The organism is Weizmannia sp. FSL W8-1119 (assembly GCF_038008605.1).
GTDB lineage: Bacteria > Bacillota > Bacilli > Bacillales > Bacillaceae_C > Weizmannia > Weizmannia coagulans.
In genome coordinates, this window is the sequence record NZ_JBBOZL010000001.1 from 2,553,774 (window position 1) to 2,575,244 (window position 21,471).

The window sequence follows — 21,471 nt, forward strand, 5'->3', positions numbered from 1 at the left end:
ATAAGGACATTTCAATCCACGCCCCCATGTAGGGAGCGACAAAGGAGGTCTTGCAAATAACCATGTATCACTCATTTCAATCCACGCCCCCATGTAGGGAGCGACGAGAAGTACTTACAAACCGCAGCCTGACCGTGGAAATTTCAATCCACGCCCCCATGTAGGGAGCGACGTAGTAGCGTGCAAAGCCGGATCCAATTGAGTATTATTTCAATCCACGCCCCCATGTAGGGAGCGACGAAACTTGATAAAGCAATTGGTAATTCTTCTGATAATTTCAATCCACGCCCCCATGTAGGGAGCGACTTGCGGTACAAAGCCTGGATAACTGTAAACGGAAAATTTCAATCCACGCCCCCATGTAGGGAGCGACGCATCAAGACCGGAACCGAGCGCATTTTTCGGCTGATTTCAATCCACGCCCCCATGTAGGGAGCGACGCGAGCTGATGAATAATGGCTGATGTTGATATTTCATTTCAATCCACGCCCCCATGTAGGGAGCGACGGAACAGCAGCAAGAGTGTCCGGAAGATGGATTGATTTCAATCCACGCCCCCATGTAGGGAGCGACGAAACAGGGATGACCTCGACATATTGTTCAAGCATTTCAATCCACGCCCCCATGTAGGGAGCGACCAACAGGGCAGCTGAATGACCGCATTACATTCGTATTTCAATCCACGCCCCCATGTAGGGAGCGACTGCATAAAGATGAAAAGAAAACGGCACCCGAAATTTCAATCCACGCCCCCATGTAGGGAGCGACTGGTACTTAATGCCAAAAAAATATGATCTTAAAGATTTCAATCCACGCCCCCATGTAGGGAGCGACCATCCAGTGCTTTTTATGATCAACATGGAAAGCTATTTCAATCCACGCCCCCATGTAGGGAGCGACTCCAAACCGAAAATCTTGTGCTTACCCAGCAGGTATTTCAATCCACGCCCCCATGTAGGGAGCGACCCGAAGAAGCTTATTACAACGGAAGATTAATGCTAATTTCAATCCACGCCCCCATGTAGGGAGCGACCTTATTCAGCGCCTTCACTTTCGCAACCGTCGTCATTTCAATCCACGCCCCCATGTAGGGAGCGACACAACAGGGCAGCTGAATGACCGCATTACATTCGTATTTCAATCCACGCCCCCATGTAGGGAGCGACCTTAAAGGGTGCCCTGGACTTGGCGACCGCCGGGATTTCAATCCACGCCCCCATGTAGGGAGCGACTTCTTAGAAATGGTGTGTATATTAAGTCAAAATAATTTCAATCCACGCCCCCATGTAGGGAGCGACATAACCTTCATCCACTTATAGACAATATGCTTATATTTCAATCCACGCCCCCATGTAGGGAGCGACGCTTGATCATGCGTACTATCAATAATATGACAGGCATTTCAATCCACGCCCCCATGTAGGGAGCGACTTTGTTGCGGAATCGACTGTTGTAATTACAAAAATTTCAATCCACGCCCCCATGTAGGGAGCGACTCAAGGATAATCAAGTTTTATCCAAGATGCCCATATTTCAATCCACGCCCCCATGTAGGGAGCGACTCGTACCTAAATGAGATAGAAAGCTATGCGAACCCATTTCAATCCACGCCCCCATGTAGGGAGCGACTTATGGCACATGCCCGGGTTGAAATGCAGGACTTATTTCAATCCACGCCCCCATGTAGGGAGCGACTATTTATTTACATTTGCCATTTGTAAAAACAATTATTTCAATCCACGCCCCCATGTAGGGAGCGACTGTGTTGGCTAAAGAGTATCCGCTTAAAATATAAATTTCAATCCACGCCCCCATGTAGGGAGCGACAATACCACCATTATTGACTTAGGTCAATATATCGTATTTCAATCCACGCCCCCATGTAGGGAGCGACCAACAACACTGTTTTCAAATAGTCGCTGCTCGTATTTCAATCCACGCCCCCATGTAGGGAGCGACTAGTAAAATATAATTGTCAGATAATTGTATTTTAATTTCAATCCACGCCCCCATGTAGGGAGCGACTAAAGGGTATGGCACTGATACATTCAACAAAAAAATTTCAATCCACGCCCCCATGTAGGGAGCGACAGTATGCGGATGTAATGGGAAGTACGGTTGCGGCATTTCAATCCACGCCCCCATGTAGGGAGCGACGGATGGCGTGACGTACAAAACGGCAAAAGAAAAGATTTCAATCCACGCCCCCATGTAGGGAGCGACTTATGAAAAGAACATCTTGGGAGTTAACAAGGTATTTCAATCCACGCCCCCATGTAGGGAGCGACTTAAGTATTTCACTTTCTTTTTGGTTTTGGAAGATTTCAATCCACGCCCCCATGTAGGGAGCGACTGGAGATCATCGGAGGTCTCCACGCCGAATCCGTATTTCAATCCACGCCCCCATGTAGGGAGCGACGAGGGGAACGTAAATCTGAAAAGTTGTTTTAATCATTTCAATCCACGCCCCCATGTAGGGAGCGACCTTGCCGATTATATTTTCACTCGAGATGTCCAAAATTTCAATCCACGCCCCCATGTAGGGAGCGACGAAATCGAAAGCAGGCACATAAAAATTCTCAATATTTCAATCCACGCCCCCATGTAGGGAGCGACTGATGGTAAGCAGCTGTACGAATTATCGCTCCATATTTCAATCCACGCCCCCATGTAGGGAGCGACATGAATATGATATTGATTTTGGCCTTTTGCGCGATTTCAATCCACGCCCCCATGTAGGGAGCGACCTGTTCACTTTGTTCACTTTGATTTTGAGAAAGTATTTCAATCCACGCCCCCATGTAGGGAGCGACGTAGCGGTTGCCATCGCGGAACAGGTTTTAGAAATTTCAATCCACGCCCCCATGTAGGGAGCGACATATATGCGTAAGCATGAAGGCGGATGATTACCTGATTTCAATCCACGCCCCCATGTAGGGAGCGACGGCAACAGCGGATGAATACGAGCCACTGGCACGGATTTCAATCCACGCCCCCATGTAGGGAGCGACTGTGGCAACAAAAGGAGGATTAAAAACAAAAATCATTTCAATCCACGCCCCCATGTAGGGAGCGACCCATAAAAATAATTCTCACCAATTTCCCAACCGATTTCAATCCACGCCCCCATGTAGGGAGCGACGTCGTACAAGCAAGCCAGCGCCGGAAAAAGCGAGTATTTCAATCCACGCCCCCATGTAGGGAGCGACTCAATTGCGGCAGCCTGGGCAGCCTCTAATTTTTATTTCAATCCACGCCCCCATGTAGGGAGCGACTGTAATAATTTCGGCCTTTACCGTTCCCAGATTTTATTTCAATCCACGCCCCCATGTAGGGAGCGACTTATTTCTTATTGGATAAAAACCTTTTGTTACTTATTTCAATCCACGCCCCCATGTAGGGAGCGACCTTGTTATTGAAAAAATAAAACCATGGAAAACTAATTTCAATCCACGCCCCCATGTAGGGAGCGACAAAAAGGCGGGCAGGCGTCCGGCGGGCGGGTAGGATTTCAATCCACGCCCCCATGTAGGGAGCGACAAAAAGGCGGGCAGGCGTCCGGCGGGCGGGTAGGATTTCAATCCACGCCCCCATGTAGGGAGCGACGATACCTAAGTTTTTTAAAGGTTTGAGTAAGAATTTCAATCCACGCCCCCATGTAGGGAGCGACGATTTTACAGTCACAGACTTATCATTACTTGGAATTTCAATCCACGCCCCCATGTAGGGAGCGACATTCTAGGGACTGGAATGTTAAACCTGAGGAAAATTTCAATCCACGCCCCCATGTAGGGAGCGACGCCGGGGACGCCCCCCGGACGGCGCCCCCAAAACATTTCAATCCACGCCCCCATGTAGGGAGCGACAACTTTGGCTTTTCGCCGTCAACTGTAATATTAATTTCAATCCACGCCCCCATGTAGGGAGCGACTGAAAAATTTATGGAGGGAGAAGAGAAACATGATATTTCAATCCACGCCCCCATGTAGGGAGCGACGCCGAAAACGTGCCTTACACGAGGTGCGAAAAGATATTTCAATCCACGCCCCCATGTAGGGAGCGACATGGATGGGCGCTTTTAATATGCAAACGGGCGGTATTTCAATCCACGCCCCCATGTAGGGAGCGACTTTCGCCATTTTCGAGTTTTTCCTTGAGCATGATATTTCAATCCACGCCCCCATGTAGGGAGCGACGTGGTTGAACACAACTCAAACAGCAGGGCATTTAATTTCAATCCACGCCCCCATGTAGGGAGCGACGTAAGTTTTACCCTGGCTGTTAACCGGCCATTTAATTTCAATCCACGCCCCCATGTAGGGAGCGACTTAATCATTCCGCTTTTTCGTCCCCTTCCGTTTTAATTTCAATCCACGCCCCCATGTAGGGAGCGACCTTTGATGTCGGCTATTTCCTTTTCTTCGCTTTATTTCAATCCACGCCCCCATGTAGGGAGCGACGTTAAACGCGGCGACACGATCGGTGAGATCGCCAAATTTCAATCCACGCCCCCATGTAGGGAGCGACGGCATAAAGAACGTCAACCGCATTTTTGTTGGCATTTCAATCCACGCCCCCATGTAGGGAGCGACGTACCATGCTTTCATGGCCAAAAGTTTTGCGAATATTTCAATCCACGCCCCCATGTAGGGAGCGACTTTAATCATTCCGCTTTTTCGTCCCCTTCCGTTTTAATTTCAATCCACGCCCCCATGTAGGGAGCGACAAGTTCCCTCCCAATTTCATTTATAAAATCTGTATTTCAATCCACGCCCCCATGTAGGGAGCGACGGGGCGGATAAGGTAACGAAATATTACACTGTTAAATTTCAATCCACGCCCCCATGTAGGGAGCGACGTTTGACCTTCCTCTAATACGTCAGTTACACCTTATTTCAATCCACGCCCCCATGTAGGGAGCGACGTACACGGCAACGGATCCAAACGCTGTAATAATGATTTCAATCCACGCCCCCATGTAGGGAGCGACGCGATCTCAAAAATCTGTAAGGGGGTGATGAAAACATTTCAATCCACGCCCCCATGTAGGGAGCGACATACGAGGAAGAATTCAACAAAAAATTATTGACGATTTCAATCCACGCCCCCATGTAGGGAGCGACACCATTTGGGGTCACTTCTTTAATTTTGTCGCTATTTCAATCCACGCCCCCATGTAGGGAGCGACTGGTCAGGAGTTTTATTTAAATAAGGGTCAGTTTATTTCAATCCACGCCCCCATGTAGGGAGCGACAACGGATATAGGACGTATAGTGTATTGCTCGACAATTTCAATCCACGCCCCCATGTAGGGAGCGACGAGGTTTTTTCGACTTTTCGGCTTCCGAGGCGATTATTTCAATCCACGCCCCCATGTAGGGAGCGACTAAAATCAGCTTCATACGTCTTGTCTCCAATTTATTTCAATCCACGCCCCCATGTAGGGAGCGACCAGACTAATTTGGACAATTTGCAGGTGGGTGGAAGATTTCAATCCACGCCCCCATGTAGGGAGCGACACCAGGGCCATGCGCGACAACCAGCGCAAAATTATTTCAATCCACGCCCCCATGTAGGGAGCGACATTGTACTTTTCTATTTGTTCATCTATATTTGCCGATTTCAATCCACGCCCCCATGTAGGGAGCGACATCAAATCCATTAAAAATGTTCCCATGACCTGGATTTCAATCCACGCCCCCATGTAGGGAGCGACTTTACCGTCAACCACTTTCGACAACAGCGAATCAAATTTCAATCCACGCCCCCATGTAGGGAGCGACTTTTAAGACTGATCGGGTATATTACCAAAATAATATTTCAATCCACGCCCCCATGTAGGGAGCGACTTAGACGGGATGAGGTAATAGACCATGGTCCGGAAATTTCAATCCACGCCCCCATGTAGGGAGCGACTTTTGATTTCCACTCGTTTTCCCCTGCTCATAGGATTTCAATCCACGCCCCCATGTAGGGAGCGACTTTTGTTGATTTTTGAGCATCGTAGGCAGAAGCATTTCAATCCACGCCCCCATGTAGGGAGCGACTTATTTTACTTCTGACACCTGTAAGCTGTATGTCATTTCAATCCACGCCCCCATGTAGGGAGCGACGTGCAAACATCATGGTCGGGCGATCAGGCGAAAGATTTCAATCCACGCCCCCATGTAGGGAGCGACAATAAGTCGGATAAACCGCCCTTCCTTTAGAAAGATTTCAATCCACGCCCCCATGTAGGGAGCGACTGAGATGCTCGGTTTTACTTGGGATCAGATTGAAATTTCAATCCACGCCCCCATGTAGGGAGCGACCGCCTATACGTTTATATCAGAAACTGCGCTGACGATTTCAATCCACGCCCCCATGTAGGGAGCGACCCAAGTTATCTCCCATTTGTTATTATTAGGCAGATTTCAATCCACGCCCCCATGTAGGGAGCGACTTTTAGTCTTGTGGGCAAACGTATGGGTATTTTAAATTTCAATCCACGCCCCCATGTAGGGAGCGACTTGGTATTCGCCGTAGCCTTTCGGGTCGCTGCATATTTCAATCCACGCCCCCATGTAGGGAGCGACGCCGCCGGTCCGCATTGTTCCTGTTTCGACAAAATATTTCAATCCACGCCCCCATGTAGGGAGCGACATCATCGATTGGCATAAGCCAGTCACTAATTTGGTATTTCAATCCACGCCCCCATGTAGGGAGCGACCGATGCAGCTGAAAAGGCAAAGGGGTACAAGGTAATTTCAATCCACGCCCCCATGTAGGGAGCGACTATTGCCCAGCCCAATCTTGTCAAAGATTTTATTATTTCAATCCACGCCCCCATGTAGGGAGCGACGATGGAGGCCATATGTCATCCGCGCGCTGGCCATATTTCAATCCACGCCCCCATGTAGGGAGCGACAGCGGAATTTGGTCAAAAAGGCGAATGTACGTTTTTAAAACAACCAAATTTCGCTATTTCCTCTGACAAAACAAAGGACTATTTTCCATATAAAATCAATATGTGTAAAATATTGGTTTATATTTTGGTGCGAACTCACTGGAAAATCGTGTGTGCTACACCTTCGCACTAAAAGATCAGAGGGTCCTCTAAATCCAAAGATGGTTTTGCCCCAATATGCATTACTTTATTTTTATAGTTATTCCCCAACTGATAAAATCTCAAGCTATCTTCGTCCGGATCAATAATATTAGACAGTTCAATCTTCAAAGATGCAAATTGAGTTGCATCAACATAGCATTCAAAGACAGAATTCTGAACACGCTGGCCATAGTTTTGACAAACTTTCGCCACTTTTCTCAGCCTTTTCTGCCCAGCTCCGGTCAAAGTACTCACATCATAAGTAATGACAACAAGCAAAATCTTCCACCTACTTCCACAGAAAAGGAGGATACTCATCTAGATCTCCTCTTAAAAACCGGGCCAACAACAAAGCTTGTGCATGAGGAACCAGTCCCCATGAAATCTTTTCTCCTAGAAACGGATGAGTAATCTTTTCCTGTTTTTTATTTTGCCAAGCTTTTAGAAACTTTTTTCTTGCTTCGTCTGTCATAATAACGGTTCCATTTTCCTTTTTTAAAAAATCATCTTTGTTGATTACCTTGGTATTAATGAGTGAAAGTACAAAACGGTCCGCATACACACCTCTTAATTCTTCCATCAAATCCAGAGCAAGTGAAACCCTGCCCGGCCTGTCTTGGTGCATAAATCCAACATAAGCATCAAGGCCTACTCCTTCCAGTGCGGAAGCTGTGTCATTTGCCAGTAATGTATAAGCAAAGGACAGCATGGCGTTCACGTTATCCAAAGGCGGCCGGCGTGAACGGGAATGAAAGAAAAAATCATCCTTCTGCTGTAGAATCATCTGGTCAAATAATTTATTGTAATTGATGGCAGCCTGCCCTTCTAACCCCCTCAATGTTTCTAAACTATCACATAGTCTGACCTGCTTGATAATGGCGGATAAAAGCTGGGAAACATCCTTAAATTGCGCAACATCAATACGCAACGGATAATCTCTTGTCATTCTTTCAAGAATCCATTTTTGGTTGTATATCTTCCCAATAATAAAATTTCTGGCAATTTGAACCGAAGCGATTTCATCATCTGAGATACGGTATTGTTTTTTTCGCAAAACAACATTTCCTCTGCTTTTACCAATTACTCTGGCTAGAAAGCGGCCGTTCATTGTAAAGAATATGAGAGAAATATTCCTTTCCGCACAGTACCCCATCAAGGCAGGACTGGCCCCGGTATAACCAAAAGCAGCGACTGACTCCAAATTGTGCAGTGGCAGTCTCCCCAATTGTTCCTTCTCTTTTAAAAGCACAATATTGTCTCCATCCAAGGATAAATAAACATCCGGCTGCGTAATAAATAAAGTGTTCAGAAGTTTTTTCACTCCTTTATCTTCCCTTCTATATAACTGGAAACAGCACGTTTACGAATGATATTCGGCAAACAAATATTCTGAAGGGAGCATTGGTTGCAGAAGGAGCCGGTTTTTACTTTTGGCGTATAGCGGCGTTGATAGTAATCTTGCATCTCAGCAGCAATCTTTCTAACTTTATTTTTTTCATCCGGGGTTATCGGAATTTCAATTCGGTGTTTGATTTCGTTATAAAAAATATAGCCCTTGTTGACCTCACATAGAAGCATTTCCTCAAGACACATCGCTTGCGCAACAAGCTGTAAAATATCCGAATCGTTCTTTTTTGGTTTTCCGCGTTTGTATTCGACGGGATAAGGAATATATTTCCCTTCATTTCCATAAATTTCAACGCCATTCTCATCCTTGACAAATTCAACAACATCACATATTCCAGTCAATTTCAATTCATTTGATTTAATTGGCATTGCCCGGACAATTAATTTACTACCACGCTTTTCACGGATAAAGGGGCTATCCGTTTTTTGATGGATATTTTGCCCCTCAACCGTTCTTACATTTTCTTCCCACGCTTGCTCTATATGAATCAATGCCCATTGCCGCTTACAAAATTGAAAATGTTGGATGCCCGACAACATCAGGTATTCATCTTCATCAAATGCCATCGATGACGTCAACCTTTAAACCGTTTAGTTCATTTAAAGTAATCTCATAATCCTCAAATGTTTTAGGATTGTCTACAAGTGGTGTAACGGCTAATGACCGATGCACTTTTGCCGACGAATACTGGCCCAATTTGGACTGGTGTTCCCACCAATACACTTTTTTAACTTCCATGCTCCCTTCAGGACGTGCAGAAGAAGCATCATTTTCAAATAATGTGACTAAGGCCTGCTTGATTTTTTCGGCATCCTCATTTGAAAATCCTGTTTTTTCAGCCAACTGGGGATTGATACTCCCATAAAATACATAGACACCAAAGTCTACGCGGTGTTTCATCCCCATAGTGTCGGAACCCCGGTCTTTGCCAGGCTCAGAGTTTACACTTTTAGTAATTTGCATGCTTGTAATATCAATTGGAGATACACTGGTAGCAGTATGGATTGAAACAGGGCCTCTTACCCCTACAGATACACCTTTATTGCCGGATCCTTTAAAAGCAAATACTTGGCCGAAACTGCGGACATCAATCCACTCTTGGCACGCGATCGCAGCAAAAGATTCACCTGATCCGTCTTTAGACTTAAAAATCTTATTCAATTCCGGATTCGCATCCGCCCGTTCTTTTAAACTGTTGTACGAATCATTTTTTCGATCGTTTGATTGCACAAAAATTGACTCGCCCATGTCTTGAAGACGGTTTCTGATTTTACGTTTAATCGCAACATCAGAAATTTCCCCATAACCATCATAATTTTGGCGCGGGCGGTTTCCGTTCAACGGATCTCCATTGGGATTAGCTTTTGTAACAGACAACACAACGGCAAAATCAATCTTATGATCTAAAGCTGGCATAATTAGTCCCCTCTCAATCTTTTATTCTTTAGTTTGTCCAACAGTACTGGTATCTTTCTTCTGATATAAATCATAGCGCTGGCTATAAAAGCCAAGCAAAAACTTACCCGATAAAGGCCTGTCATTAAAATCTTCATATTTAAGTTTAGAAGCGACTTCATCTATTAACATGGCGTAGTACGTCCCTTTTTTCCCCAGCCGGACTTGATAGGGCTGCAAACTGGCCTGAATCGTTCCCCAAGTGCGTGCAGGATGCTGTGAAAATGCATTCATATATCGGATGGCATTGGTAGCACGATTTTCGCCGGAATCCAAAGCATTTCGTTCGAGTACGTCCGCAATGGCCAGCAACCTTCCGAATAAATAATCGCGGTTGTTATTTTCTTTATCAAGTGCCAAATTATATCCCTCCTCTTTATTAATCAGTGCACAAGCAATGCTTAATATTTTTTCCCATTCCCATTTTTCCAGAGCAACCGGATTAGATGCACGCCGAAGGGCACTTCTGACAATATCTGTTGGGATTCTTCTCCCTTCCACAATACACGGAAGCATTCTTTCCATTAAACCTTTTACAACTTTATCGCTTGCATTCGGACCATACGCCGCGAACGCGATATCTTTTGTTGCAGGCGCACCAAAAAATAAAATTGGCTGGTTGTCCTCATTTTTTCGATAACGGTGGAGCCAGGCGCAAGTTGTATGCCATTTTACCAAATTTTCAAAATAAATCTCTTTATTTAAATTTCGATAATAAAGGACAGCCATTCTTCCGGTTGTTGCCGAATCTAAAACCAAAATATTAATACTGGCTTCAGTCGAAAGATTGCTTTTATATCCATCCATTGCCTTAGAAAATTCACGTGCAAATTCCTGGTTTGTAAAAGCTATTTTTGGATTGTTTCCATTCGCAAAAGGATCGAGACTAGTAATGTCATATGAATCTTCGGTGACTGACGGCACTTCATTTCCGCCGTTTTCCCATACAAGAAATACTCTGTTATCGATTATTTTTCCCTGCTTGTTGATCAACCATTTCAGCGCATTATGAGCTTTTTGCGATGCTTTATAACTAATACTTGCCACTTGTTTGCTTTCAGTAAATCTCCCTCTGTACGTAAACCCGCTTGAGTCATTCGCAGATATCAGTTTGGCTTTATCTCCGGAATTTCTGATTTTATTAGCATGCCTCTCTGTGCTTGGCAAAAATTCACCCGTTACATAACAAAGATCCCGGTCACTTAAATGTTGATTGTAAAATTTTATAAATGATTCGTACATTTCCGGATCTTTCCATACTTTGGTCAGGATTTTTTCAGGCGAATAAACAGTAAACCTTACAAAAGCGCTCTCAACACTCCCTGTAACTGTTGAATATAATGGAGGCTTATCACCATACTTACTGTCCCATTTATCAATTAACTGCCCGTTGTTATCCAAAAACAAAATTCCCGCTTCTACAAGATCGTGGATTAACTGTTTCTTTTTTAAATATGCATAGATACTCTGCACTTTCGCATTACTAAACGGAGAATTTGCCCACTCACCTAATTGTTGAATATAATAAGAGAAAGGCTCTTCTTTTTTTATTTTTCCTCCATAAGCCACAAAGTCGCCGGCTACATAAATCAATTTATCATGCAATGGGTAAGGAGCTATTTTTGAACCGGCACGGCTGGATGATTCTTCTGTGCACGGGATTAATGTAATCGCATCCTTTTTATCATTAATTACCTCCGCATAATAAAAATTTCCATCCTCCGTTACCTGCACTTCTAAATGTGCAGTTTGTGTGGTATGTGAAACCGGAAGAAGCGTGTACTCCTGATCATTTCTTTTCTTTTCAATTTTCCCGACCTGCTCTTCATTCGCTTGATAAGTCTCATATAAGTTTAGTAACCAGCTCACTCACGATTCCCCTCCCCTCTCTAGTTCTTTTAAAAGCACATCGGCAGACTCCACATTATCCTTGGTAAAGGCTTTCATTTCCATTTCTGCAACTCTTCTCACCAGTTTACACTCGTCCGGCCGGATAAAATGAATCACGCCGTTTTTCATAACAGGGTTCCACAATCTGACTTCCATTTCGTTACGGCCGGTTTCATCCGGATAATTGATGCCGTGAACCATCGTTCCAAAATGCACTTCTTCTGTTTGATCATAGTAACCCTCACCTTCCCCGAATAAACAGGGTTCCACATAACCCTGGCACTCCCGGGTGCCAAGAAAAATGTCTCTTCTTCCCCCGGCTTTCAGAGAACGTTTCAGAATATTATGATGCTTATTTTCGTTACGGTCGAATGCCAAATCCGGCCTGTGTGGGTTAAAAATGAAATGTGCCCTTACCTGGTAGCGTACATCACGCAAATATGTGTAATTTGCCAGTGTATTGCCGCCGCCATATTCAATCGGCCTAACACCCTTAGACTCCATCTTGATTGGATTCATAACACGCAAATCATCAATTACCATTAGAATAGTGGGTTTCCAGTAGATCGATTCGACTATTCCTTTGATCGCTTGGTAGGTAGGTATTTGGTAGGATAATTTTTCACCCCCCATTTTTGTCAATGGGTCAGTAAACAAAGCATATTTGCCATATACCTCAAATTCTATGGAATTCCTCATTTTTCCCCTCCTCTCATTTTTTGGATGTTTTGATAAATTCAGTATACAATGCGAATCTTTTCTAGTCAATAAAAATTATATAATATATGAAGAAAATCTTCCTTTCTGTTTTTGTGTTATGATAATATAGTCGCTGTGAAAGCGCGGATTGAAATATATATTATATGATTTAAAAACCTATCTGTTATGATAGGTTTTTAAATTGACAAAAAATCCAATTCGCTGTCATTCTCCACATTCAATCCAAATTCATGATCATATGCACCTTCCTTGAGAGCCAATACTTTACCGTCAAACAAACCTATGATTCCGCCATTTTGCTCAAGCTTTTGTAGTTCCTGACTGTAAAGATTGATCGTGTACTGCTGTGCTTTTTTCATGAGTTTGCCGAGATCTTCAATGGTTACTTTGCTGCTTAATTCGGCTATCACGTCTTTCCCCTTCCCAAAAGGAACAATAACAGAAGTAGTCTTATCATCTATCACACGGAATTTTTCTGCAGCTGTATAAAAACTGCTGCTTAAGAACAACGGAAATTCCTTTTTTGTATTACTGCGATACGCCCTCGCATAACTATAGTGGTTGGGGTCAGCTGTTAACATTTCCACCATATTACTCTGAAGAGACGGAACATCGTAATCCAAACGGGTATTAAGTTCTGTATAAAACTCTTTAAAATATTTTTCCATTGCTTGGGTAGACAGAACATTTCCATTATGGATAGACGGATTATTTTTTAAATCGATAAAAATTCGCTTTGAAATCTCTTTGCCTTTTTTTATTTCCGGGAGCCTGCTTAGATTTTCTTCTTCATGGTTGATCACATACACAAAACCGGTCTCTTTCTCTCCGTGCCGATTGCAACGCCCGGCCGCCTGTGCAATCGAATCCAGGCCGGCTAAGGAACGGATGACACAATCGAAGCTCACGTCGACACCCGCCTCAATTAATTGGGTACTGACACATATTACTTTTTTACCGGTATTCAGGCAGTGCCTTACCTCTTCCAAAATTTGATTGCGGTGGGCTGCACACATAGATGTACTTAAATGGAAAATATGGGTATTATCGTTAGAATTTAAATGATTATATAATTCTTTTACAACACGCTTGGTATTCAATATCACCAGTACACTGGAAACCTCTGTCATTCTTTCCTCAATAAAGCCGGCAAGCTTTTCGGTGTTGAATGATTCATCAGTTGCCCTGTCAACAATTTCAACTCTCTTAAAGGCGTCTAATACGTTTTCCAGATCGCGGATAATCTCCGAATTTGGGCTGACCTGCAATTGATGTTCAACATAATTTAATGCCGGCTGGGTTGCCGTACAAAGAAGAATGCTGGAATGGCAATATGTTTTTAAAAAGTTTAGTGCTTCATTAAATAAGGAAATGCAAGGAACCGGCACTTTTTGCACTTCATCAAAGATTAGCACCGCTTCACTCATATTATGAAGGCGTCTAATATTTCTGCTTCCCTTCGCATAAAAGACATTTAAAAACTGCACCATTGTGGTAAAAATGATTGGAGCATCCCAATTATCCCTTGCCAGTTTCAGCCGTTGCTGCGCACTCATAATTCCGTCCTGTTGTTCATCATTCTCATCAGCATCTTCGACGACGTTTGAATGATGTTCAAGAATATTTACATCGTCCTGCAAAACTTTCCGCACTTCCTCAGCATTTTGTTCGATAATTGTCGTAAAAGGCACGACATAAATGATACGCTTTTTGTTATAAAGTTGGGCATGCTTTAATGCGTATCGCAGGCTGGCAAAAGTTTTTCCTCCTCCGGTCGGGATCGAAAGCGTATAAATACCGGACGGTTTCTCGGCAAAAGCATCGCATTGCTCGGACATCCCGGATCTTAATCGGTTGATACGGGCATTAGCGCTCGAATTTTCCTTAAAACTGTCTAAAGTAAGTAACAGTTTTTCATAGTATTGATTAAACAACTTTGCAACTGGAGTATGCTCTATTTCCGGTCTGTTTTCCTCAAACAATCTGGTGTTCGTCCGGTCAGCATCAATTAGCGCACTGAAAATATATTTCGTTAAAAACATCATCTTATGCGCAAGCGGTTTTGATGCATCTTTCATAATAAAGTGCTTTAATTCAATTTCGGCCTGATTCACATAATCAGAAAAGCTTGATGGGCTCATCACTTTTTCAAAAAAGTTTTTCTTTGCCGTTTCAAATTCGTCAATTTCCTTACTTTCAACTCTATTTAAGTACTTTAGTTCCATTTCCGGGCTGATAAAATCCTGCAAATAGGAATGGTGAGAAATGATTGCATTGCCCACCATTTCAGCTAACAATGCTTTATGAGGACTGGTTTTCCCTGAATGGAACATGCTGTACAAAAGCTTCCCTCCGGCAGTAGAATGGTCTACACTCCCTCTTTTCGGCGGGCGATCAGGGTTGTTTACCGCTTCCAAAATATAATTGCGGAATGCGTGTGTATATTTCCCTAAATCGTGAAGTAGTGCAGCAAGCCCGGTTATGTGCTTTACACCAATCTTTTCGCCATAAGTTTCAGCCAAATCTTTCGCTGCCAATAAATGTTCTTCAACTGTTTGTACCTTCAGGTCGCTTTCACGAATATGTGCAATGGACTCCATAACTCTCCTCCTTTTATGTCCATTATATAACAATAAAGAAATTGTTTTTTGAATAAATATAGAACTTTTTCGCCTTCTACTCTCATCCCAAAATCCCCGCAGCCAAACAGCTGCGGGGGTTTTCCTTACATACCTGCCTCCACCCGGGCCGTAAAAAAGGGGGGCAATGCCGATGCCGCCACATTCCCTTTACATGCCCAGCAGTTCTTTAATTTCCTCTTCATTCAGGCTGTTCAGCATGGTTTCGCCCGGCTGGATGACTTTTTCGATCAGTTCTTTCTTTTTCTGCTGGAGTTCGTATATTTTTTCCTCAATGGTGCCACGGGCGATCAGGCGGATGACCTGGACGACGTTTTTCTGGCCGATGCGGTGGGCGCGGCCGGCCGCCTGTTCTTCCACAGCCGGGTTCCACCACAAATCGTACAGCACAACGGTATCGGCGCCGGTCAGGTTTAAGCCGGTGCCGCCTGCCTTGAGCGAAATCAGAAAGACATTTTTCTCGCCGCTGTTAAACCGGTCTGCCATTTCGACCCGCTCGCGTGATGGCGTCTGGCCGTCGAGATAAAAGGAATCGATGCCCTCGCCGGAAAAACGCGACCGGATCAGCTGGAGCATGCTGGAAAACTGCGAGAAAATGAGTATCCGTTTTCCGTTTTCGATTGCCGTATGGGCCAATTCAACGAGCTGCTCGAGTTTTCCGGACTCGCCCCGGTAATTCTCCACAAACAGGGCCGGATGGCAGCACAATTGCCGCAGACGGGTAAGACCCGCGAGAATCTTAATCCGGTTCCGGTTAAAATCCCCTTCAGCCAATGTTTGGGCGGTTTCATGCCGGATTCTGTCCAAATACGCCAAATAAAGTTCTTTTTGCGGTTTCGTCAGCTCGGACAATTGATTCGTTTCGATTTTATCCGGCAGCTCTTTCAACACATCTTTTTTGACGCGCCGCAGAATGAACGGCCGCACCATCCGCGAAATTTTTTCCTGCTCCATTTTCCGGAATTCGGATAGCGGCGGGAAAAAGCCCGGGAGAACCGCCTGAAAAATCGACCATAATTCATCAATAGAATTTTCAATCGGCGTTCCGCTTAACGCAAATCTTCTCCCTGCCTGCACATTCCGGACGGCGGCGGCTGTTTTTGTCGCATAGTTTTTAATCGCCTGGGCCTCATCCAAAATAAGGGTGTTGAATTCCATTTTTTCATACTCCCCGATATCCTGGCGCAGTGTCGGGTATGAGGTGATCAGCACATCCGGCAGCTCGCCCGCTTCAAAAAAGGCTTTCCGCTCGGAAGGCGTGCCGGCAATAACCACTGACGACAGCCCCGGTGCAAATTTCTCAATCTCGCTTTTCCAGTTGTAGATCAAGGATGCCGGCGCTACAACCAAGAACGGCTTGATATCCGGATTCGCTTCTTTTTCCGACAGCATGTAAGAGATGCTCTGCAATGTTTTCCCGAGCCCCATGTCATCAGCCAGAATCCCGCCAAGACGGTAAAAGGCGAGCGACTTGAACCATTGGAACCCGGTCACCTGATAATCACGCATCTTCGCCTGAAGCCCTTTTGGCAGTTCAAAATCCGTATCTTCCGGATTTTTCAGCTGCTGGACAAGCTTACGGAACGCTTTGCCGAATTTAACGGCGTATTTATCACGCGTTTTCATCAGCTCTTCCACCTGGAGCCCGCGGTAAACCGGGACTTTGAGGCGGTTGTCTTCAAGCTCTTTCTTCGGGACATGCAGTTCTTCGAGAAGCTGCCCGATATGTTCGAATGCATCGCTTTCAAGGGAGACAAAAGCCCCGTCCGGCAGCCGGTAATACCGTTTTTTCTCGATCACGGACCGGAGCACATTGCGGATTTCTTCTTCATCAATGCCGTCCATGTCAAAATTGACTTCCAGAAAATTTCCGCTCGTATCCATATCCACCGATGTAACCGGCGTGTAGCGGCTTGTCTGAAAATACGATTTTATGCCGCCTGCAATATACACTTCCGCTTCTTCTTCAAGCTGCGGTAGAATAGTAAAAATAAATTCGTACAGCGCTTCTTCATCGTCTTCCAAATACAGCTGTTTGCCATTGTATTTGAGCGGGGACTGTTCAATCATCGTCATGATTTTCTGTTCTTTTTCCACATCGCGCAGCAAAATTTTATCATCATCGGCGGTCTCTTTGTCCGTAAACGGATCAATGACACGGGAGCCGTAATGATGTTCAATCCGGAGCGTAATTTTTTCGTCTTCGTTGTCCATGAAAATTTTCGTTTGCAGTTTTGGCTGGACGATTTTCCCTTTTATTTCATTTGTAAGCTTTACTTTTCCGATCCGCTTCAGGCCTGGCAGCACATTGGAAAGGAACGGGCTCATCTGCTCTTGCCGGATCTCTACTTCATCGCCGCTGTTTTTGTAAAAATCTTCGAGCGCCTTTAAGAGAACAAGTTGCTCATCGGGCGTTTCATAAAAAACCCCTTTGTAAAATGCAAGCCCGTATTGTTCAAACAAAAGCAGGTCCCTTAAGCTCTTCAGCTGCAGTGAAAAGCCCGGGCCGCCCTGTCTGTTGCCGTCAAGCCGGAAAGAAAGCGGCAGTTCTTCTCCCGGTTGCACCGTAATCGAGTCTGAGGCATAACGCCCATATTCAAATTTGCACTTGCGGTTTGCCAGCTTTTCTATGAGCGGCCTTGCGATAAACGGAGGAATAACCAGTTCCCGCTCAAATGTATATCTGTACCAATTATCGATAGAAGCCTCGTACAGTTGCTGGGTGGAAAGCATAAAAAGCAGCATCTCCACAATTTCATGATCTTCTTTTTCAAACTCATATTCATCCGGATCATAAGTGAAGTTTTTCGTAAATTCATGCGGGTTCCCGTGGCTGACATGGCCAAGGAATTCTTTTATGTTGCGCACCACATATGTCCGGCCAGGCCCAATTTTAAATTCAATGGTTAAAAAGTGGTCAGAGCCAAAGCCGGAAATGTTCGTAGCTTTTAAAAAATATTCAAGACGAAGCGGCTTTCTCGCGGCATGGTGTTTGGTTTCCATCATGCTTTGCTGAAGGCCGGAAAAAATATTCATCAATTGTAAAGTTTTCATATTCTGGTGCGTCTCCGGAACATCGCCAATATCCGGTTCCGCCACCTCTTCCTCCCTATTTGCAATCGCAAGCATGGCCGCCACTTCATGCTTGCACTCGCCGTATTGTGCAAATGCCGGGCACGTGCATTCGTTTGCAAATCCCCCGAATTCTTCGTCATACCGAACGGTGACGTAATAGGTTTTGGATCCTTTTACGATTGCCGTCCAGGTAAATTCCATAGTAGAATCAGGTATCAATTTTTTTACCCGTCCTTCAAGGTAATACCTCATTCCTCTGCGGAAAATAGCGGGGGAATACATATCTTCAACATCTTCTTCAAAAAGCAAAAGCTCAACCAATTCAGATCATCCTGTTCGTATTTTCTCCTGAGTACCATTATACAATAACAGGCACATAAATACATTTTTTGCCCGAGTTGAATCGTTTGTAGATTGCGTTGGATTATTTTAATATAAAAAAGATATGACATCAATAAGGAGGAATCCCCATGGTAAAGACAACATCGCCGCGTGAAGCGCACTATGATATCGATCCGGTCTATTTGGAAAGATGGTCACCGCGTTCTTTTTTGGAAAAAGAAGTACCGGAAGAGGTGCTTTTGAGCTTGTTTGAAGCAGCGCGCTGGGCGCCGTCCGCTTATAACCACCAGCCTTGGCGCTTTATTCTTGCACGTACAAAGGAAGACAGGGAAAAGATTCTGTCGTTTCTCGGAGAGTACAACAGGATGTGGTGCAAGAACGTCCCAGCATTTGCGCTCATTCTCTCGAAAACGGAAAGTGAAACCGGCCCGATCGGTTCACATGCTTTTGATGCGGGCGCAGCATGGGGATATCTTTCCCTTGAAGCCGTCAGAAAAGGGCTCGCCACGCATCCGATGACGGGCTTTGATTTTGAAAAAGCACGTGAAGTATTGAACATCCCGGCCGATTATGCAATTGACGCCCTTATTGCCATCGGGTACCGCGGTGAAAAAGAGGCACTGCCTGCTTCCCTGCAGGAAAGAGAGACGCCTTCTGCACGCAGGCCTGTGAAAGAATCGGTTTTCGAGGGAAGTTTCGGAAATCCGGTAAAATAAAGTCGGCAGAAGGGATCCGGAGCTTGACCAAAGCAACAACGGATCCGGCAACGGCCGTGGGAAAGCTGTTTGCAAATGGAAATGGAACATCGAAAAAAAGCGGTGAGCCTGGCTTGCCGCTTTTTTAATGTTTTGTTCACAAATGTGAAATATATCACAAACTCTTGACAACTAGCCGGAATCCATTGTAATTCCGTTGCAAACGCTGTATTCTAAAAATGTAAGATATGTGAAGGAATTCACATGAAATGATCATTTTATCTTGAGGAGATGTTCAAAATGAAATGGTATCATGATTCCAAAGTCAGCATTATCTGGGCAATCATCCGCATTTGGCTCGGCATTCAATGGCTGGAAGCTGGTTTCCATAAATTGACAGGAGGGTTTGATGCTTCCGGATTTTTAAAAGGAGCACTGGCAAAAACAGCTGGTGAAAATGCCGAAGTTCAAGGCTGGTATGCAGCGTTCCTCGCCCATTTTGCCGTACCGAATGTCCATGTTTTTAATGTGCTGATTCCTTATGGGGAATTGCTGGTCGGCCTTGGCCTGATTGTCGGGCTGGCAACCATCCCGACATTAATTGCAGGCGCGTTTATGAACCTGAATTTTATGCTTGCCGGCACAACGAGCACCAACCCGGTCCTTTACACCGTCGCCATCATTCTGTTGTTTACAGGCAGCGCATCTTACTACTGGGGACTTGACCGTATCGCCATCCCGGCAATAAAAAATTATTTCCAAAACCGGGCCCATAAACCGCGCCCTGCCCATTAACCGGTCCATTTCAAAGCAAACCTTTTCCGGGTTTGCTTTTTCATTTTGGCTTTAAACTGTTTAATTCCGCATACAAGGGGAAAAGTACAAACATACGAAAAAAGAAAGGGATGTGATGGATGATGAAAAAATCAATGGCCATGACAGCAGTCGCTTTAGGTGCTGCCTATTTATTACGGAATAAAAGATCACGCAGCAAACTGATGGACCAACTGTCTAACTTTGCAGGCGCGAAAAAATAAAAAATCCCGGCCTCCCAAAAACGGGAGCCGGGGTTTTTTATGCAGCCGGATGGTTTACATTTTTTTCAAAAGCGGTGTTTGTTTCAAAGCGGACAAGTCTTTTGCCCCGATTCCGAACATGGCAATTTTCAGCTCAAGCTCTGTTTGTTCATAAGTAGAAAGCAGCGCATCCACTGAATGCACTGCGTCGTGCAACAGTTTTCTTCCGAATCCCGCCAAGTCGGCTCCGAGGGCGATGGCTTTGGCGGCATCCATCCCGTTTTTCAAGCCGCCGCTTGCGACCAAAGTGCCTTGCAGCCCAAGGTTGCGGGCCTGGGTAAGGCACTCTGCCGTCGGGTTTCCCCAGCCCGAAAATGCCTCTGCTGCCGCTTTTTTCAACGGATCGGACGTTAAATATTTTTCCACCTGGCTCCACGATGTCCCGCCTGAGCCGGCAACATCAACAAAAGAAACGCCAACGGAATAAAGTTTTTCAGCAAGGCGGCCGTTGATGCCCCAGCCGACTTCTTTGGCGCCGACCGGGACTTCCAGGCGGCTGCAAATGTCTTCAATTTTCACAAGCAGATCTTTAAAATTCGTATTGCCGCCCTTTTGGAAGACTTCCTGCAAGGAGTTAAAATGCAGGATCAAGGCATCCGCCTCGGTCAGTTCCACAATCCGGCGGCACTCGTCAATCCCGTAGCCGTAATTCAGCTGGACGGCGCCAAGATTGGCCAAAACCGGAATATGCGGCGCAACATCCCGCACCTGAAAAGTATACGCCTGTTCCGGGCTTTCCAATGCAGCCCGTGTCGACCCTAACGCAAAGGCCCAGCCTCTTTTCTCTGCCGCCTGCGCCAGGTTCCGGTTAATGGTGCGGGCCTGGGCAGTGCCGCCGGTCATGGAACTGATCAAAAACGGGGCTTTCAACGGTTTGCCAAGAAAAGCCGTTTCCGTCGAGATTTCTTCAAAATCCAGTTCAGGCAGCGCCTGATGTTCAAAACGATATTTTTCAAAGCCGGTTGTTATATCTTTCCCGGCGACATTCTCCTCAAGCACAACACGGATATGTTCCGCTTTCCGCTTTGAGATAGATGAATCTTCCATTTTCACGTCACCTTTCGTATGGAAGCCATTCCTTCCT

General features: G+C 45.1%; 12 protein-coding genes and 1 CRISPR repeat array (1 of these 13 cut by a window edge). Of the genes, 3 read left to right on the forward strand and 9 right to left on the reverse strand.

Annotated elements, in window-relative coordinates; genetic code table 11:
* Positions 1–6,907: direct repeats of the CRISPR family, unit length 32 nt; unit sequence ATTTCAATCCACGCCCCCATGTAGGGAGCGAC (it extends 4,356 nt beyond the left edge of the window).
* A gap of 168 nt (positions 6,908–7,075) precedes the next feature.
* The 8 genes from cas2 to NSQ19_RS12640 form a co-directional block, all read right to left on the reverse strand.
* On the reverse strand, positions 7,076–7,366 hold the full coding sequence (gene cas2, locus NSQ19_RS12605) for a CRISPR-associated endonuclease Cas2 (RefSeq protein ID WP_029143053.1): 291 nt from the start codon (positions 7,364–7,366) through the stop codon (positions 7,076–7,078).
* A 10-nt stretch (positions 7,367–7,376) separates the two neighbouring features.
* Positions 7,377–8,408 carry a type I-C CRISPR-associated endonuclease Cas1c gene (gene cas1c / locus NSQ19_RS12610; RefSeq protein WP_195850229.1) on the reverse strand — a complete coding sequence of 344 codons (1,032 nt, stop codon included), beginning with the start codon at positions 8,406–8,408 and terminating at the stop codon, positions 7,377–7,379.
* Positions 8,405–9,061, reverse strand: coding sequence for a CRISPR-associated protein Cas4 (cas4, locus tag NSQ19_RS12615; RefSeq protein WP_328192270.1), 657 nt, complete (start codon positions 9,059–9,061; stop codon positions 8,405–8,407). The genes cas1c and cas4 overlap by 4 nt, the downstream gene beginning before the upstream one ends.
* The gene (cas7c, locus tag NSQ19_RS12620; protein ID WP_168985563.1) at positions 9,051–9,911 is read right to left on the reverse strand and encodes a type I-C CRISPR-associated protein Cas7/Csd2; all 861 of its coding nucleotides are present in this window, start codon (positions 9,909–9,911) and stop codon (positions 9,051–9,053) included. The genes cas4 and cas7c overlap by 11 nt, the downstream gene beginning before the upstream one ends.
* Before the next feature lie 21 nt (positions 9,912–9,932).
* Entirely contained in the window at positions 9,933–11,819 is a 1,887-nt protein-coding gene (gene cas8c, locus NSQ19_RS12625; RefSeq protein WP_276210544.1) for a type I-C CRISPR-associated protein Cas8c/Csd1, read from the reverse strand.
* Positions 11,820–12,539, reverse strand: coding sequence for a type I-C CRISPR-associated protein Cas5c (cas5c, locus tag NSQ19_RS12630; RefSeq protein ID WP_340702938.1), 720 nt, complete (start codon positions 12,537–12,539; stop codon positions 11,820–11,822). It lies immediately after the preceding gene.
* A gap of 197 nt (positions 12,540–12,736) precedes the next feature.
* A complete protein-coding gene (gene cas3 / locus NSQ19_RS12635; protein ID WP_340702939.1) occupies positions 12,737–15,160 on the reverse strand; it encodes a CRISPR-associated helicase Cas3' in 2,424 nt (807 codons plus the stop codon).
* A 189-nt stretch (positions 15,161–15,349) separates the two neighbouring features.
* A complete protein-coding gene (locus NSQ19_RS12640) occupies positions 15,350–18,595 on the reverse strand; it encodes a DEAD/DEAH box helicase (RefSeq protein WP_340702940.1) in 3,246 nt (1,081 codons plus the stop codon).
* A 149-nt stretch (positions 18,596–18,744) separates the two neighbouring features.
* On the opposite strand from NSQ19_RS12640, the gene NSQ19_RS12645 reads away from it, so the two are divergent.
* The 3 genes from NSQ19_RS12645 to NSQ19_RS12655 all read left to right on the forward strand — a co-directional run bounded on the left by NSQ19_RS12645 (position 18,745) and on the right by NSQ19_RS12655 (position 20,348).
* A complete protein-coding gene (locus tag NSQ19_RS12645; RefSeq protein ID WP_019722097.1) occupies positions 18,745–19,332 on the forward strand; it encodes a nitroreductase family protein in 588 nt (195 codons plus the stop codon).
* A gap of 279 nt (positions 19,333–19,611) precedes the next feature.
* Positions 19,612–20,106 (forward strand): DoxX family protein, encoded by a 495-nt coding sequence (locus NSQ19_RS12650; protein WP_340702941.1) that lies wholly within the window; start codon positions 19,612–19,614, stop codon positions 20,104–20,106.
* A 119-nt stretch (positions 20,107–20,225) separates the two neighbouring features.
* Complete coding sequence (locus NSQ19_RS12655) at positions 20,226–20,348, forward strand: hypothetical protein (protein ID WP_013860405.1); 123 nt, start codon at positions 20,226–20,228, stop codon at positions 20,346–20,348.
* Positions 20,349–20,402: 54 nt separating this feature from the next.
* Here NSQ19_RS12655 and fni read toward each other — a convergent pair whose 3' ends face one another.
* Positions 20,403–21,434 (reverse strand): type 2 isopentenyl-diphosphate Delta-isomerase, encoded by a 1,032-nt coding sequence (gene fni / locus NSQ19_RS12660; protein WP_328192275.1) that lies wholly within the window; start codon positions 21,432–21,434, stop codon positions 20,403–20,405.
* Positions 21,435–21,471 lie beyond the last annotated feature (37 nt).